The organism is Mucilaginibacter terrae (assembly GCF_042679325.1).
Classification (GTDB): Bacteria; Bacteroidota; Bacteroidia; order Sphingobacteriales; family Sphingobacteriaceae; genus Mucilaginibacter; species Mucilaginibacter terrae.
Genome location: NZ_JBHTMJ010000001.1, coordinates 1 through 17,203, shown reverse-complemented (window position 1 = coordinate 17,203; position 17,203 = coordinate 1). Strand labels below are relative to the sequence as shown.

Sequence of the window (17,203 nt, the reverse complement as noted above, 5' to 3'; positions counted from 1 at the left end):
TAACATCTAACGTAGGATATGGAAATCGATATAGAACATAAAGAATGGCCGGAGGATGACTCCTGGCGCCAGAAGTTACCACCAGGTAACCCCTTTGGCGTACCTGCGGGCTACTTTGATGATTTAAGCGAGCGGATTATATCGGGCGTACATTTGGAAGAATTAATACAGGCCGATGCCTTAAGTGGCTTCACCGTTCCTGAAAACTACTTTACAGAACTAAGCAACAACATACAAAGCCGTATTGTTATTGAAGAAGCCTTGGCTTCGGAAACTGAAGGCTTTACCGTTCCTGAAAATTATTTTGAGCAACTAAGCAGTAATCTACAAAGCCGTATTGTTATTGAAGAAGCTTTGGCTAATGAAGCCGGAAATTTTACAGTGCCGCAGGGTTACTTTGAAGAACTGAGCAGCAACATACAAAGCCGCGTTGCTATTGAAGAAGCACTGGCTAATGAAGCCGAAAGCTTTACAGTTCCTGAAGGTTATTTTGAAGATTTAGCCGCTAATATTCAAGGCCGCGTTGCTTTAGAAGAAGCTATTAATGCAAAGCATAACATTTTTGAGGTGCCCGAAGGGTATTTTGATCAGTTACAGCAAAACATTTTAAGCCAAACTGCTGAACAGGAAGCTAAAGTGGTGCAAATGCCATCGAGAGGTGGTGTGGTTAGAAAATTAATTTCTACCGCGGCCTTTAAATATGCTTCGGCAGCTTGTGTGGCTATTATTGTTGGCGTGGCCATTTATGTTAATCAAGCTCCAGCAGGTTCAAACCATAGCTATTTGCATAAAGAACTGGCCGATATTTCAACCAACGACTTGAGGACTTACCTGGAAAGCCAATCGGATGCTACACAAACCGAGCGCAAAGTGATTGCTGATGATGTGCAGTTGGATAATGAATCGTTAAGGGATGCCCTACAGGATTATGTTGACGCACAATAACAATCAAAAAATGAATAATTTAATAAGATATATAATAGTTATTGTACTGGTACTTACAGGTATTGAGGTGTTTAGCCAACCCCCTGCTTTTAGAAATAATAGTAACCGTCAAGGCTTTTCGCCCTACAAAAAGGTGGAAGCCGCCAAGGAAAAATATGTGGACCGTCAAATGGACCTGAATGATGATGAATCAGCCAAATTTTGGCCTATGTATCGTCAGTACACCCAGGAAATGAGCAAGATTCGCCGCATGAAACGTCAGAATATGTTAAGCAACCGTTCATCTGACCAAACCGAGAAGGATATTTATTACGAACAGCAATTAGTTGACATTAAACGCCGCTACAACCAAGAATTTTTAAAGATCCTTCCTCCCGAAAAGGTAAGCAAGATCTACCGCAGCGAACGCGAGTTTACCGACGAGCTGATCAAGATCTACGGCGAACGCGGAACACCGGAGAATTAGTCAGTAGTCAGTAGTCAGTAGTCAGTAGTCAGTAGTCAGTAAGGGGAAGTTGCCTGATGCAAGGGTTGTTTCATTAAATTATAGAAATTGAAGGTTGTTATTTATAACAGCCTTTTTATTTTCCTACCGATAGGTTCCGACTCAGAACTACAAAACTCCCGACTAATTCACTAATTTTGCCTCATGCTTACCCTCCGCCAGCTTTTTTTAGCCAATAATGCCCAAACTACCGATTTCCCTTTGATGCTGGAGTTTGAGCGGGCACAAGGCGTGTACATGTATAACGCCGAAGGCAAAGGCTGGCTCGATCTCATTTCGGGGATTGGCGTGAGTAACATAGGGCATGGCAACCCGGAGGTTATTGAGGCTGTTAAACAACAAGTTGATAGATATATGCACCTGATGGTGTACGGCGAATACGTACAAACGCCGCAGGTACGCTTTGCCCAAAAGCTGGCCTCGCTTCTGCCTTCAACGCTACAATCGGTTTACTTTACCAACTCTGGTTCGGAGGCTATTGAAGGTGCCATGAAATTAGCTAAACGCTATACTGGCCGCAACCAAATTATTGCCTGCCACAATGCCTACCATGGCAGCACCCAGGGTGCGTTAAGCGTAATGGGTAATGAAGATTTTAAGCAAGCCTACCGTCCGCTGTTGCCGGGGATTCAATTTATAAACTTTAACGAGCCGACTGATCTTCAATATATTACGGAAGAAACGGCCTGTGTTATCATGGAAACGGTACAAGGTGAAGCAGGGGTACGCGTGCCCAATTTGGCTTACCTACAAGCTCTGCGTAAGCGCTGCACCCAAACCGGTACAATGCTGGTGTTAGATGAAAATCAAACTGCTTTTGGACGTACCGGTAAACTGTTCGCGTTTGAACATTTTGGTATTGTACCCGATATTTTAGTGTTGGGTAAAGCATTGGGTGGCGGCATGCCGCTGGGGGCTTTCATAGCATCTGTAGAAATAATGGGTACTTTAAAGAACAATCCAATTTTGGGGCATATTACCACATTCGGCGGCCACCCTGTTTGCTGCGCGTCGGGGTTAGCATCGTTAGAAGTGTTGACACGCAAAAACCTCATTAGTCAGGTTGAAGAAAAAGAAGCTTTATTTAAAAAACTCTTGGTTCACCCGGCTATTAAGCAAGTGCGCGGCAAAGGCCTTATGCTTGCTGCCGAAATGGAAAGCTTTGAAGTGCTGAAAAAAGTCATCGATCATAGTATTGAGCAAGGCATCATAATCGATTGGTTTTTGCATTGCAGCAATTCCATGCGTATTGCACCGCCGCTCATTATTACCCATGAACAAATTGAACAAGCTTGTGCCGTTATCTTACAGGCAGTAGATATCTATGCGTAATAACAAGTGCTGGTTTACAATATATCTTCCACCTTATACACCTTACCGTTCAAACTAAACTCCTCTCCCGGTCTGCATCCTTTCATCTTTAAACCAATAGGCGAACCGGGTGAAATGGCGAAGTAGGTTTCATTATGTAAGGTTAGCGTTCCAGCGCTTATACTCAAATAAAATTTACCGTTATTGGTTATCACTACGCTCCCTGCTTCTGCCGCACCCGCTTGTCCGGCAGTACTGATCTGGTTAAGTGCAACTATTAATTTATTGGCTTCGTTCAGTTGGGTGAGGTTGCGGTTGGTTTCCTGCTGCATCATTTCGCGGCCGGTTTCGTATTTATCGCCGGCACTGCTTTTGGTATCGTCGTTAGTGGCTTGCTGTGCTTCGTTTATAGCAAACTGAGCAGCATTCATCCGGTCGTTCACGTAGGCTATGCAAAGCGCATGTAATTGTTTCTTTAAGTCGTTCATATTTAACAATAAAGCCCTGCTTGAGTTACCAAACAGGGCTTGCTGTAAAATTAGCTGAAATTAATTCAATTCCAAAGCCACAATTGATTTGGCAGGAAGGGTAACCATTAGCTTATCACCATCTTTACGGGCACCGGTAAAAGTTTTTGGTGCAATGGTAAGCGGCTTGGCAAAGGTGTTAATATCGGCAACACCGGCCGAAGTAAGTACTTGCCCGCTAACAGCTTTCCAAACTATATCTTTAAACTCGGTGGTTACTGAAATACTATTCTTCGCATCTAAATTAACCAGCGTAATGTGCACCTTACCGGCTTTATCTTTGGAGGCCGATACATTTACCGCCGGAATTTTATTTCCGTTATATTCATAATCGGGCGTGGTTAACTTAAATGGCAGGTATTGAGCATCCTGATGCACTTTATACATATCAAATACATAGTACGTTGGCGTAAGCAGCATTTTTTCCTTATCGGTTAAAATCAGTGCTTGTAAAACGTTTACGCATTGTGCCAGTTCGGCCATTTTAATACGATCACAATGGTTATTAAAAATGTTTAGCGTAGTACCGGCTACCAGGGCATCGCGCAAACTGTTTTGCTGGTATAAAAACCCGGGGTTGGTTCCAGGTTCCACATCGGTCCATACCCCCCACTCGTCTACTACCAGAGCAACCTTTTTCTTAGGATCGTATTTATCCATAATAGCCGAATGCTTGGTAACCAGGTCTTCCATTACCAAGCTGTTTTTCAGCGTGCTGAAGTATTGCTCTTCGGCAAAACCAGTTGCTGGTCCTTTAACTTTCCAGTTGTTGGTTGGCAGGGTATAATAGTGTAGTGATAAACCCCACATACGGCCCGGACCTACGTTCTTCATTAAAACTTCAGTCCAGTTTAAATCGCCACCGTTGGAGCCACTGGCTATGCGTTTCAACTTAGCGGTAGGATAATCACGCGCGTAGGTAGCGTAACGGCGGTACTCGTTCGAATAATACTCAGGCGTCATGTTACCACCACATCCCCAGCTTTCGTTACCCACGCCGAAAAATTCTACATTATAGGGTTTAAGATGACCATTACCTGCACGCTCTTTAGTAAGCGGACTTGCGCCATCGAAATTTAAATACTCCACCCATTTCGACATTTCTTCAACCGTGCCGCTACCCACATTGGCCGATATGTAAGGTGCGGTGCCTAATAACTGGCAAAGCTCTAAAAACTCGTGCGTACCAAAGCTATTATCCTCTACCACTCCACCCCAGTTGGTATTAATCATTTTAGGACGTTGCGTACGCGGACCAACACCATCGCGCCAGTGATACTCATCGGCAAAACAGCCACCCGGCCAGCGCAGGTTAGGAATTTTGATCTTTTTCAACGCGTTCACCACATCCAGGCGTATGCGGTCTTGTTTAGGCACAGGCAGAGTTTTATCTACCCAAAAACCACCATAAATACCCCGGCCCAAATGCTCGGCAAACTGCCCGTAAATATGCCGGCTAATGGTATCTTTCGAATCGTTACTCAAGGTAACGCTCGCTGTTTTTTGGGCATAGCTATTGTAGCTTATCCCGGCTAATAGGAGTAAAATGTATTTTTTCAAAATATAGGAATTGGTTTAATTGTCAGTTTTACAATTATACGATTTCCATTTCCAATTATCCACTATAGTATTTAAAATATTGAAGAATATTATCTAAATTTTCCAGTATCTTATCGTAACGCGTACACCCAACACACCACTTCACCCAAAACTAAAAAACACAATTACCCTATTTAAAGTTATAGGTGTTACAAAGGCTTTTCACAATAATTATGGTAAGCCGCTAACCGGTTACTAAAAATTAAAATGAAAATTAACGAAGACGAAGCGGCTATTGCTTTTTATCAGGAAGCGCTCGACCATTTAAAGGACAGCGGAATAAATTTTATGTTGGGCGGAGCTTTTGCCATATTTCATTACAGCGGCATATACCGGGACACTAAGGATATTGACGTGTATTGCAAATCGACCGATTGTTTGCGTATATTAAAATACTTTGGCAACCTGGGTTATGAAACCCAGTTTACCGATGCACGTTGGCTGGCCAAGATCTTTAAAGGCGAATATTTTATAGACCTGATATTTGATAGCGTAAATAACATTTGCAAGGTAGACGATACCTGGTTCGGGCGTTCGGTTGATGCCAGTTTTTTTGACAGAGATTTAAAACTGTTAGGCCCCGAAGAATTGATATGGAGTAAAATATATGTGCAAAACCGGGAGCGTTATGATGGTGCCGACATCAATCACCTATTGGTACAATATGGTACCGAACTGGATTGGAAACACTTATTGTTCAGGATGGATCAGCACTGGCAACTGCTGCTATCGCAACTGGTTATATTCCAGTTTGTGTACCCGGCCGATTATCAGACCATCGTTCCAAGGTGGTTGTATGATGAGTTGTTACGTCGTGCGGCCGAGCAATTCGATCTGCCATCGCCCGAGGAAAGGGTTTGCCGCGGCCCCATGATTGATCAAACCCAGTACAGCGTTGACATTAAGGACTGGGATTACAAATCGTACACCATAAAAACTGTTTAGCCTTATGGAAGAGAAAAAGATAACCCGTATTGCAGCCGTTGGCGATATACATGTTAAGGAAACCGACCAGGGGAAATGGATAAACTATTTCAAGGAAGTATCGGCCAATGCCGATGTACTGCTTCTGTGCGGCGACCTTACCGATACGGGCGATGAAGATGAAGCCGAAATTTTGGCTAATGAATTACGCGCTTGCACTATACCGGTAATTTGTGTATTGGGTAATCATGATTACGAAAAGGGAAGGCATAAATTAATCAGGCAAACTATACAGAATGCAAACGTACACGTACTGGATGGAGAAGCTATTGTAATAGGCGATGTAGGTTTTGCCGGTGTTAAAGGATTTGGTGGTGGTTTTGACCGTTACCTGCTTACCATGTTTGGCGAAGATGCTAATAAAGCTTATGTGCAAGAGGCTGTAGATGAAGCTTTACACCTGGAGCGTGCGCTAAACAAATTAAACGGTGAACACCAGGTGGATAAAAAAATAGCCATACTGCATTACTCCCCCATCAAAGCTACAGTGGTGGGTGAACCGGAAGAAATTTTCCCTTTCCTGGGTTCATCACGCCTGGCCGAACCGTTGATCCGTAATAACGTATTAGCAGCTTTTCATGGCCACGCACATGCAGGTACTTTGCAAGGCGCCATCAATAACAGTAATGTTAAGGTTTTTAATGTAGCCAAACCCGTGCTAATAAAAGCCGGTTACCAATGTCCTTATTACTTATTTGAAGTATAATTTAAAAAATGGAAAAGCCCCAATGTACACTCATAAACAACAATGGGAAATGATACTGTTGCACAACATACCAATAATGGGTAGTTTGCCCGGTGTAATGCAGCAAACTGAAGCTTTGGGCAGGTGTTTAGCTTTTTACGTTAACAATTATACAACCTAAACAATGCATACAAAAACTGTCATGCTATTGCAACACTACTTTTTATTTCGTTACTTACAAATGTATTTGTTGAGGTGATTTGTGAGGAACTTTTGTTATGACGACATTTTTTTATCGAAAAAAACGACCAACTCAAGTAGTGCTATTATGGCTATTAGGTGTACAAAATGATTAAGAAGTTAATTGTTTCCTTAATGTTAAGTGTAATTGTGCCAGGCATACTCCTGGCCCAGGATAGTACCATGGTATCTACCTTTAAACAAATGCATAACGACACTGCGGGCCAAAATGACCTGATAGATGTTTTCAAGTCTATCTTTAAACCTAAAGCCAAATTACAAGCACCTTTAGAACAAGTAGAAGGCAGGGTATATCTGTCGTTTTTACCCACAGCATCTACCTTGCCCGATGGGGGCGGAAAAATGTTTTTAACCTCTACTACCGCAGGTTTTTACTTAGGCAATAAAGAAACTACTAATTTATCGAGCGTTACCTTTACCCCTTATTTTAATTTGAAAGGCAGGTTTGGATTGCCCTTGCGTTCTAATATCTGGTTCAATAACAACAAATGGTTTTTAGCCGGCGATACCCGCATGATGATCTATCCGCAAGATACCTGGGGCTTGGGTGGTAACACGCCCGATGAGGCACGTACCCGGGTAGATTATAAATATGTACGGTTTTACCAAAGTTTATTACGCCGTATCCGGTCTTATTTATTTGCGGGCATTGGCTATAATTTAGATTATCACATGCGTATTAAAGCTAATCAAGATGATGGTGATCTGCAGGATCTGTCGGGTTACGTTTTTGGTACGGAGTACGGCCAAAACTCTTTATCATCGGGCTTAACCCTCAATTTACTTTACGATACCCGGAACAACTCTATTAATCCCCTACCCGGATGCTATGCAAACATGGTTTATCGCATCAATTCCCCTGTTTTAGGTAGTAACCGGGTATGGCATTCCGTATATGCCGATGTACGTAAGTATATATCACTTAGTCCGCTAAATACAACCCGCCAAAATACCCTGGCCTTATGGACCTATTTCTGGAGCACTTTAGACCGGGGTACCCCCTATTTAAGTTTGCCCAGTATTGGCTGGGATTTTTACAACCGTTCGGGCAGGGGCGTTGAGCAAAACCGCTATCGCGGGCAAAGCCTTTGGTACTCAGAAGCCGAATACCGAAGGAGTATAACACGTAATGGCATATTAGGCTTTGTTTTATTTGCCAATGTAACTACCGTAAGTGAACCTATTACCCGCCAGTTCACTTATTTTCACCCGGCCGGAGGCGGCGGACTACGTATTAAATTTAACAAAGTCACTAATACCAACATCGCTATCGATTACGGCTTTAGTAAAGGCTACTCCTCTATACGGTTAAATTTAGGTGAGGTTTTTTAATAAATCATACATACCTGTTTTACTTGCAATCGCATTTTCATACTTATAGCTCATAAAGCAATATATAGGCTACTTTACAATAATTCTGTTGTATCGGTAAAGTCCCCTGCGTTTTCAAAGGCTCTATTTTGGCTATTCTTGTTACAGAGGCTAAAAGCTGGAATTGCCGCCTAACTGTTTGTCAACCTTTATTTAACTATACAAATTCTTATATTAAAGCAGATGCCTGATAAATAGTTGCATCAAATGAGATTACTTTTATATTTGCAATCGATTGCATTTACCACACAATCTGCCACAAACTTTTATATTATGAGAAGAACGTTATTAGCCTTACTTATTGGGAGCACCCTTATGCTGCGCATTACAGTAGCACAAACTGTTGATACAGCCAAAGGACTTAAAGATTACTATAAAAAGTATTTTAGCATGGGTGTGGCAGTTGCGCCTCGCCATTTGGCTGGTCCTCAGGCCAATTTGATTATTAAACAGTTTAGCAGCCTTACGCCCGAAAATGCCATGAAGATGGGGCCAATCCACCCAAGGGAGAATACCTACAATTGGCGAGATGCCGATTCGATTGTAAATTTTGCACAAAAACATGGTTTAAAAGTGCGCGGACATAACTTGTGCTGGCACGAGCAAACACCGAACTGGTTTTTTAAAGACAGTACTGGTAAACAGATAACCAAAGAAGTACTTTTAAAACGATTGCACGATCACATCTTTACGGTAATGAACCGTTATAAAGGAAAGATCTACGCCTGGGATGTAGTGAACGAAGCCATTGATGATAACCCAGCAAATTTTTTGCGCAACTCATTATGGTACCAGATCTGTGGCGAAGACTTTATTGTAAAGGCATTTGAATATGCGCATGAGGCCGACCCTAAAGCGGTGCTGTTTTATAACGATTATAATACCGAGCGTCCCGAAAAAATGGAGCGTGTTTACAAACTGCTTAAAAAACTGCGCGATGCAAAGGTACCCGTACATGCGGTAGGTTTACAAGCACACTGGTCGTTAGAAGAACCTTCGGCTACAGAGCTGCGCAACACCATTGAAAAGTTTGCTTCTTTAGGGCTTAAAGTACAAATCACCGAACTCGATATATCTATTTATCCCTGGGAAAAAGAACGCCGTGCCCTGCGCCCCGGCGAAAAAGGTGAATACACGCCCGAACTGGAACAAAGGCAGATCGCTAAATACAAAGAAGTATTTGATATAATGCGTGCTTATAAAAAGGTTATTACCGGCGTAACCTTCTGGAACATATCTGACCAATACACCTGGCTGGATGAATACCCGGTACGTGGCCGCAAAAATTATCCACTACTGTTCGATACCAACCTGCAACCCAAAAAAGCTTATTACGAAGTCATCAATTTTAAAAAATAATTTGTTTACCCTATTTGTGATGAGGAAAATATTTTACGCTTTAGCCCTGCTATTGGCCGGCAGTGAGCAAACCCGGGCTACCGATAATCATTCTTATATAACAGCTAAAGCCGGCACTAATACCTTTGCCTTATCGGCCAATGGCAAGTCTACGCCCTTATGGGTGAGCGAACAGGATTATCCGGGTGTGGTCCGCGCGGCAAAAGATCTGCAAACCGATATTAATGCGGTTACGCACAGCAAGCCCGAACTTTTAAACGGTTCGGGTACCGGAAAAACAATGGTAATTATAGGCACCATCGGCAAAAGCCCGGTTATAGACCAGTTAATTAAAGATAAAAAGCTGAACGTTACGGGTATTACCGGTAAATGGGAAACCTTTTTGCTGCAAACTGTGAGCAAGCCCATGCCGGGTGTTGACCAAGCCTTGGTTATTGTCGGCAGCGATAAACGCGGTACTATATATGGCATTTACGACCTATCGGCCCAAATTGGGGTATCGCCATGGTATTGGTGGGCCGATGTCCCTGTGAAAGAACAAAAGAACTTATATGTAATGCCCGGTCGTCATACTTTGGGCGAACCTGCCGTAAAATACCGGGGAATTTTTATTAACGACGAAGCGCCTGCCCTGTCGGGTTGGTCTAAAGAAAAATTCGGCGGATTGAATAGCAAAATGTACTCTAAAATGTTCGAGCTTATTTTGCGGATGAAAGGTAATTACCTGTGGCCTGCCATGTGGGGCAATGCCTTTAATTTAGATGATCCGGCTAACCGTGCCACGGCCGATTTGTATGGCATTGTAATGGGCACATCGCACCACGAGCCTATGGACCGCGCACAGCAGGAATGGAAACAACAGGGCACAGGCGAATGGGATTATAATAAGAATGGTGATGTATTGCGCGATTTTTGGAGAAAAGGCATCGAAAATATGGGCAGCGCCGAAACCATTGTAACCGTAGGTATGCGTGGCGATGGTGATATGGCTATGGAGCAAGGCACCAATATTTCACTACTCGAAAAAATTGTTAACGATCAACGACAAATTATTGCTGATGTAACCAAGAAACCAGCCGACCAAACCCCACAAATGTGGGCCTTATATAAGGAGGTACAGGATTACTACGATAAAGGCATGACCGTACCCGATGATGTTACCCTGCTGTTATGCGACGACAACTGGGGCAACATTCGCAAACTGCCTAAACTGGGCGAAAAGCCTCGTAAAGGCGGTTATGGCATTTATTACCACTATGATTATGTGGGCGGTCCGCGTAATTATAAATGGCTTAACACCAATCCTATTACCAAAGTTAGGGAGCAAATGAACCTGGCCTATGAGCACAATGCCCGCCAGGTATGGATTGTAAATGTGGGCGATTTGAAACCTATGGAATTTCCTATCGAATTTTTCCTGGATTATGCCTGGAACCCTAATAAGTGGCCGGCCAGCAGCATGCAGGAATATACCCGTTTGTGGGCACAACAGCAATTTGGACCGCAGCATGCCTCGGCAATTGCAAGCATCATCTCAAAATATACCAAGTACAACGGTCGTCGTAAACCGGAGCTAATTGACCAAAACACTTACAGCTTAACTAATTATAGCGAGTTTGAAACTGTGGTGGCCGATTATAACCTTTTAAAAAACGAGGCCGAGGCGCTATATAAAAACATACCGGCAAATTACAAAGATGCCTATTACCAGTTGGTATTGCACCCGGTACAAGCTTGCGCTAATTTAAACGAAATGTACTACCATGCTGCCCTTAACAAATGGTATGCGGCGCAAGGCCGTGCGGCAACTAATGATAAGGCAGCCAAAGTGAAAGCGCTTTTTGCCAATGATGCTGAGATCTCTAAATATTACAACACGCAGTTAGCCGGTGGCAAATGGAACCACATGATGGATCAAACCCACATTGGTTATACCTACTGGCAACAACCCCCGGTTGATAAGATGCCTGAGGTAAAAACTATCGATCTACCGGCAACTGCCGCTATGGGCGTAGCTGTAGAAGGTGCTACCGATTGGTGGCCTCAGGCAGAAACAGCCGCTACTTTACCTGCATATAACGCTAACCAAAAGCAAGCGCATTATATAGAGGTGTTTAACCGCGGACAAGCACGTTTAAGCTACACAGCTACCAGTACATCTCCATGGGTTACTGTTACACCAGCCAGCGGTATCATCAATCAGCAGCAAAGGCTTTTGGTAAATGTGAACTGGACTAAAGTACCAACTGGTGCAAAAGAATCATCAGTAATTATAACAGGATCAGATGGCAGAAAAGTATCGGTGAAAGTTCCGCTGAACAAGTCTGCCATCAAGCCGGTTAAAGGCTTTGTTCAAAGCGATGGCTATATTGCTATGGAAGCCATACACTACACTAAAGCGGTAGTATCGGCTAATGTAAAATGGCTTACCCTGCCCGATTATGGCCGCACCTTGTCCGCTATTACCCCCTACCCTGCTACTGCACCAATGCAAACGCCGGGCGGTAATAGTCCGCGTTTAGAGTACCAGGTAACTACTAACGATACCGGGATGGTTGATTTGCACATTTACTTATCTCCTACTATTGATTTTACCGGCACCAAGAGTTTGCAATACGCGGTATCTATTGATAACGAGAAGCCGCAGATGTTCCAGGTAAACGCCGAAGCAAACCCACGTTTGTGGAATAAAGTGGTGGCCGATCAAATCAACATACAACAATCGCAACACCGCCTTGCTAAACCGGGCTTGCACACCGTGAAATTCTGGATGATTAGTCCGGCTGTGGTGTTGCAAAAACTGGTGCTTGATTTTAATAAAAGCTTAAAGCCAAGCTATTTGGGTCCGCCCGAAAGTTTTTATACTACAATAAGTAAATAGTTACAGTAAGTTGTATCATACAAATAATAATAAACAAAGGTGTGATGAACAATAATACCCTTGTTTAATAATATCCATTTTACAAATATTTTCAACGGCATATACATAATTCATATTAAAACTTTATAATTGTACAATTGACAGTTAATTTATTACAATCGATTGCGAAAATATATTAGGTTACGTTTAAAATAAATCGCATTTTTACCGGACGGTATAAAAATATGTCATTCGGCTATTTATATTTAGATATCAATCTTATCTCACACAGACAATTAAATAATTATGAAATTCTTCATCGACACGGCTAACCTGTCACAAATTCGCGAAGCTCATGATATGGGCATTTTAGATGGTGTAACCACCAACCCTTCCTTAATGGCTAAAGAAGGCATTACCGGTCAGGACAATGTTATCGCTCATTACAAAGCTATTTGCGAAATTACCGACGGCGATGTAAGTGCCGAAGTTATTGCCACTACCTATGATGAAATGGTTACCGAAGGTTTAGCCTTGGCTAAACTGCACGAACGCATTGTGGTAAAGGTACCCATGATTAAAGATGGTGTTAAAGCCATAAAATATTTCACCGGTCAGGGTATTAAAACCAACTGTACGCTGGTATTTTCTGCCGGTCAGGCTTTGTTAGCGGCCAAAGCTGGTGCAACTTACGTATCGCCGTTTATTGGCCGCTTAGATGATATTTCTACAGATGGTTTGCAACTGATTGAAGACATCCGTTTAATTTACGATAACTACGGTTACGAAACTCAAATTTTAGCTGCATCGGTTCGTCATGCTATGCACATTATCAACTGCGCTAAATTAGGTTCCGATGTAATTACCGGTCCGTTAAGCGCCATTACTTCTTTATTAAAACACCCATTAACCGATAACGGCCTGGCCCAGTTCCTGGCCGATCATGCTAAAGCTGCAGAAGCTGGCGTAACTCCGGTGAAATAGTGAATAGTGAGTGGTTGAATAGTTGATTGGTTGAAAACGTTTGTTTATCAGACCTATCTTCCATTCAACTACTCACCCAATCAACTTAATCAACAAATCAACCAACAATCAATGACACAAAATATTGCAGAACTTCAGGGCATTGCCTCACAGGTACGCCGTGATGTGGTGCGCATGGTGCATGGCTGCCAAAGCGGCCACCCGGGCGGCTCATTAGGCTGTACCGATTATTTAGTAGCTTTATATTTCGCCATCATGAAACATGATCCATCATTTAATATGGATGGTGAAGGCGAAGATCTTTTCTTTTTATCTAACGGACACATTTCACCTGTTTTTTATTCCGTGTTATCCCGTTCGGGCTACTTTGATAAAGCCGAAATGGCTACTTTTCGTAAACTGAATACCCGCTTACAGGGCCACCCTACTACACACGAAGGTTTACCAGGCGTGCGTATTGCTTCGGGCTCATTAGGCCAGGGCTTATCGGTAGCTATTGGTGCAGCTTTAAGCAAAAAACTAAATGGCGACGGCCGTTTGGTATTTACCCTGCACGGTGATGGTGAGTTACAGGAAGGCCAGATTTGGGAAGCAGCCATGTTTGCACCGCACAACCGGGTTGATAACCTGATCTCTTGTGTGGATGTGAACGGTCAGCAAATTGACGGCCCTACTAAAGTGGTACTTTCTTTAGGTGATCTTCACGCTAAATGGACCGCCTTTGGCTGGGAAGTTATGGAAATGAAAGGCAACGATATGGCCGCTGTTGTGGAAGGCTTGCATAAAGCCATTGGCCTGAGCGGTAAAGGCAAACCGGTAATGATACTCATGCAAACCGAAATGGGTGCAGGTGTTGACTTTATGATGGGCAGCCACAAATGGCACGGCGTTGCCCCTAACGATGCACAATTGCAGGAAGCCTTAAATCAACTGGAAGAATCACTGGGAGACTATTAAGGAAAGAAGCAAGAGATAAGAATCAAGATACAAGACTTGACTCATCTCTTGAAACTTGCTGACAACTGAAAACCCACAACTGACAACTGAATAATGACCAAGTACACATATACAGAAAAAAAAGATACCCGTTCGGGCTTTGGGGCAGGTTTGCTGGAAGCCGGTAAACGCAACCCTAAGGTAGTAGCATTGTGCGCCGACCTGGTAGGTTCACTTAAAATGCAGGATTTCATTAATGCCTTCCCTGAGCGTTTTGTGCAGGTAGGTATAGCCGAAGCCAACATGATTGGTATTGCTGCCGGTTTAACCATTGGTGGTCATGTACCTTTTACCGGTACATTTGCCAACTTTTCTACCGGCCGTGTTTACGATCAAATACGCCAGTCGGTAGCTTACTCGGATAAAAACGTGAAGATTTGTGCTTCACATGCCGGTTTAACTTTGGGCGAAGATGGTGCTACTCACCAGATACTGGAGGATTTGGGCATGATGAAAATGCTGCCCGGAATGACCGTGATCAATCCTTGCGATTATAACCAAACCAAAGCTGCAACCTTAGCCATTGCCGAACACCACGGACCGGTTTACCTGCGTTTTGGAAGGCCGGTGGTACCTATCTTCACCCCTGCCGATCAGGTTTTTGAAATTGGTAAAGCCTGGATGGTAAGCGAAGGTACCGATGTAACCATTATTGCCACCGGTCACCTGGTATGGGAAGCCATACAAGCTTGCGAGCAATTGGAAGCTATGGGTATTTCGGCAGAAATTATTAACATCCACACCATTAAACCGTTGGATGAAGAAGCCATTTTAAAATCGGTAGCCAAAACCGGTTGCGTGGTTACCGCCGAAGAACATAACCGTTTAGGCGGCCTGGGCGATTCGGTAGCACAGGTGTTGATCAAAAACAGACCTGCTCCGCAAGAGTACGTAGCTGTTGACGATTCTTTCGGTGAATCGGGCACACCAGAGCAACTGATGGAAAAATACAAGCTGAACGCACCTGCTATTGTTGCAGCGGCTCAAAAAGTAATTCAACGTAAAGCATAGTATCCTTTACATTTACTACAAACACAGAAGCCGCTTCATAAAAGCGGCTTCTGTGTTTGTATAGAATCAGTAAAAGCTTATTCGCTTATTTGAAACACAATAGGGATGGTATATTTCACACGTACCGGTTTACCGTTTTGCAAACCTGGGTTCCAGGCCGGTGCCAGTTTCAATACGCGCATAGCTTCACGGTCCAACTCGGTTGCTACACCTTTAATTACTTTTAAATCGGTGAGGTGACCGTCTTTTTCAATAATAAAACTGATGATCACACGGCCTTGTACTTCGGTATCAGGGTAATGCAGGTTCTTTTGCAAAAACTTAGCCCATGCAGCGTTACCGCCAACTGGTTCAGGCATTACGTCAACACCTTCGTAAATTGTTTTATCTTCACCTGTGCTTGCAGGTGGGCCTACGGTCGCTTCACCTGTACCACCTTGAACGCCGGGTACTGCGTTCACAGCAGATTTATCACTCAAACCTTTACTATCTACGTTACTAATAGCTTTGTCGGGATCAAGTGGTTTAAAATCAGTTTTAACCAGTTCATCGGGCATTACCACTGGCGGAACGTGGCGTTGTGTAGCAGCGTCACTTTTTGGAGCTGCAGCGGCAGGTTGTTGAGGTTTTGCTTCAACCAGCTTATCCCTTTTTATTGGTTCTACAGGCTTCTCAATAGGTGGTAGCTTGTACTCTGGAATATTAACTGTAGTGGTTCTGGTTTCCACCACATCATGCTTAAAAGCAATGGTTAATGCTCCGGCTGCCAGCGTAAAGCCTACCACGGTTATAGCTAATGCCTTCAGCATATTATCGCCATAATGGATCCTCAGATCATAAGCACCATAAGTTTTGTTGCGGTCGGCAAATACAAGATCGAGCCACTCGGTCTTGTACAAATCAAATTTTGAGTTTAGCATATCAATTGAAATTATATTTTAAATATAACATCAGCGCATAGCTATTATTTGTCTGTATTGTATTATTTCAAAAAAAATATTTATAAACAGGCGTTGTAACAACTTTATTATTTTAACAGCCTGTTTTTTAAAAAAACTATCAGTTTTTTATGCCATTTAACATCTCTTAACACTTTGGTTTTCAGTGCCTGTAAGTGCTTTTTCTACCAGTTTTTGGTGTCAATCTTCTTAAGTCCGGCCGGGTTGGCCATTATAGCCGCCGGGTTGGTTAAATAATCACTTACTTGCTGACTAAATTTGGCGCCGTAGCTTACTAATTTATCCAGGTAACTATTCAGTTGTTTAGCACTTAATTTATCTCCCATTTTTTCAAGAGGAATGCCTGAATTGTTCACCAGGGCAAATACGCCATAACGGTTGCGCTGGTATGGCGAAAACATAAAGTCTGTTAAAATGAGCCGATACTTATTGTCTTTAAAATCAATCTTCACATTGTAAGCTAACTGTCCTTCTTCCTGCCCGGTAATTAAACCTTGCTTGTACACCAGCACTATACCTCTACCTGCAACTCCACCTAAGTTTGTAGCTTCTAAAAATTCCACACCGGTTACTGCTTTTTTTACATAAGCGGCTAAAGCTTGAGCATTGGGTTGGGCCGGAGCAGGTTTCACTACAAAGTAAGTGTACTGATTTTGTTCATTTAATGATAGTAAAGTCTTTTGTCCGTAGCTTAATGAACCGGCGCACAAGGCTACGATTAAAAAAATGATCTTTTTCATATAAAAAAAGGGCCGTCAGTTTTAATGATGACGGCCCTCAAAGTTATTTTAGTTTTGCTTAAAATGCATACACCGCAGCGAATAAAAACTGACCCGCCGATTTGCT

15 protein-coding genes are annotated in these 17,203 nt (G+C 43.0%); 11 read left to right on the top strand and 4 right to left on the bottom strand.

Annotation, left to right across the window (positions count from 1 at the left end; all coding sequences use genetic code 11):
- Positions 1–18 precede the first annotated feature (18 nt).
- From ACFQ3S_RS00075 to ACFQ3S_RS00065, 3 genes are all read left to right on the top strand, one after another.
- On the top strand, positions 19–945 hold the full coding sequence (locus tag ACFQ3S_RS00075) for a hypothetical protein (protein ID WP_377159923.1): 927 nt from the start codon (positions 19–21) through the stop codon (positions 943–945).
- A gap of 10 nt (positions 946–955) precedes the next feature.
- A complete protein-coding gene (locus tag ACFQ3S_RS00070; RefSeq protein ID WP_377159921.1) occupies positions 956–1,411 on the top strand; it encodes a hypothetical protein in 456 nt (151 codons plus the stop codon).
- 183 nt (positions 1,412–1,594) lie between these two features.
- Entirely contained in the window at positions 1,595–2,782 is a 1,188-nt protein-coding gene (locus tag ACFQ3S_RS00065) for an aspartate aminotransferase family protein (protein ID WP_377159919.1), read from the top strand.
- Positions 2,783–2,796: 14 nt separating this feature from the next.
- Here ACFQ3S_RS00065 and ACFQ3S_RS00060 read toward each other — a convergent pair whose 3' ends face one another.
- Complete coding sequence (locus ACFQ3S_RS00060; RefSeq protein WP_377159917.1) at positions 2,797–3,249, bottom strand: 3-oxoacyl-ACP synthase; 453 nt, start codon at positions 3,247–3,249, stop codon at positions 2,797–2,799.
- Positions 3,250–3,309: 60 nt separating this feature from the next.
- A complete protein-coding gene (locus tag ACFQ3S_RS00055) occupies positions 3,310–4,848 on the bottom strand; it encodes an alpha-N-arabinofuranosidase (protein WP_377159915.1) in 1,539 nt (512 codons plus the stop codon).
- Between the two features lie 246 nt (positions 4,849–5,094).
- Here ACFQ3S_RS00055 and ACFQ3S_RS00050 point away from each other — a divergent pair, with 246 nt between their 5' ends.
- The 8 genes from ACFQ3S_RS00050 to ACFQ3S_RS00015 all read left to right on the top strand — a co-directional run bounded on the left by ACFQ3S_RS00050 (position 5,095) and on the right by ACFQ3S_RS00015 (position 15,398).
- Complete coding sequence (locus ACFQ3S_RS00050; protein ID WP_377159913.1) at positions 5,095–5,832, top strand: nucleotidyltransferase; 738 nt, start codon at positions 5,095–5,097, stop codon at positions 5,830–5,832.
- Positions 5,833–5,836: 4 nt separating this feature from the next.
- Positions 5,837–6,577 (top strand): metallophosphoesterase family protein, encoded by a 741-nt coding sequence (locus tag ACFQ3S_RS00045; RefSeq protein WP_377159911.1) that lies wholly within the window; start codon positions 5,837–5,839, stop codon positions 6,575–6,577.
- Between the two features lie 327 nt (positions 6,578–6,904).
- Positions 6,905–8,149: a BamA/TamA family outer membrane protein gene (locus tag ACFQ3S_RS00040; protein ID WP_377159909.1), complete on the top strand. Its 1,245-nt coding sequence runs from the start codon at positions 6,905–6,907 to the stop codon at positions 8,147–8,149.
- Between the two features lie 312 nt (positions 8,150–8,461).
- Positions 8,462–9,547, top strand: a complete 1,086-nt coding sequence (locus tag ACFQ3S_RS00035) for an endo-1,4-beta-xylanase (RefSeq protein WP_377159906.1) — start codon at positions 8,462–8,464, stop codon at positions 9,545–9,547.
- 19 nt (positions 9,548–9,566) lie between these two features.
- Positions 9,567–12,428 carry a glycosyl hydrolase 115 family protein gene (locus ACFQ3S_RS00030; RefSeq protein WP_377159903.1) on the top strand — a complete coding sequence of 954 codons (2,862 nt, stop codon included), beginning with the start codon at positions 9,567–9,569 and terminating at the stop codon, positions 12,426–12,428.
- A 285-nt stretch (positions 12,429–12,713) separates the two neighbouring features.
- Positions 12,714–13,391, top strand: coding sequence for a fructose-6-phosphate aldolase (gene fsa / locus ACFQ3S_RS00025; RefSeq protein ID WP_377159900.1), 678 nt, complete (start codon positions 12,714–12,716; stop codon positions 13,389–13,391).
- Between the two features lie 111 nt (positions 13,392–13,502).
- Positions 13,503–14,348, top strand: a complete 846-nt coding sequence (locus ACFQ3S_RS00020; protein WP_377159897.1) for a transketolase — start codon at positions 13,503–13,505, stop codon at positions 14,346–14,348.
- Between the two features lie 93 nt (positions 14,349–14,441).
- A complete protein-coding gene (locus ACFQ3S_RS00015; protein WP_377159894.1) occupies positions 14,442–15,398 on the top strand; it encodes a transketolase family protein in 957 nt (318 codons plus the stop codon).
- A 77-nt stretch (positions 15,399–15,475) separates the two neighbouring features.
- On the opposite strand, the gene ACFQ3S_RS00010 is transcribed toward ACFQ3S_RS00015, so the two are convergent.
- Positions 15,476–16,318, bottom strand: a complete 843-nt coding sequence (locus ACFQ3S_RS00010) for an energy transducer TonB (RefSeq protein WP_377159891.1) — start codon at positions 16,316–16,318, stop codon at positions 15,476–15,478.
- A 203-nt stretch (positions 16,319–16,521) separates the two neighbouring features.
- Positions 16,522–17,097 carry a hypothetical protein gene (locus ACFQ3S_RS00005; RefSeq protein WP_377159888.1) on the bottom strand — a complete coding sequence of 192 codons (576 nt, stop codon included), beginning with the start codon at positions 17,095–17,097 and terminating at the stop codon, positions 16,522–16,524.
- Positions 17,098–17,203: the final 106 nt, after the last annotated feature.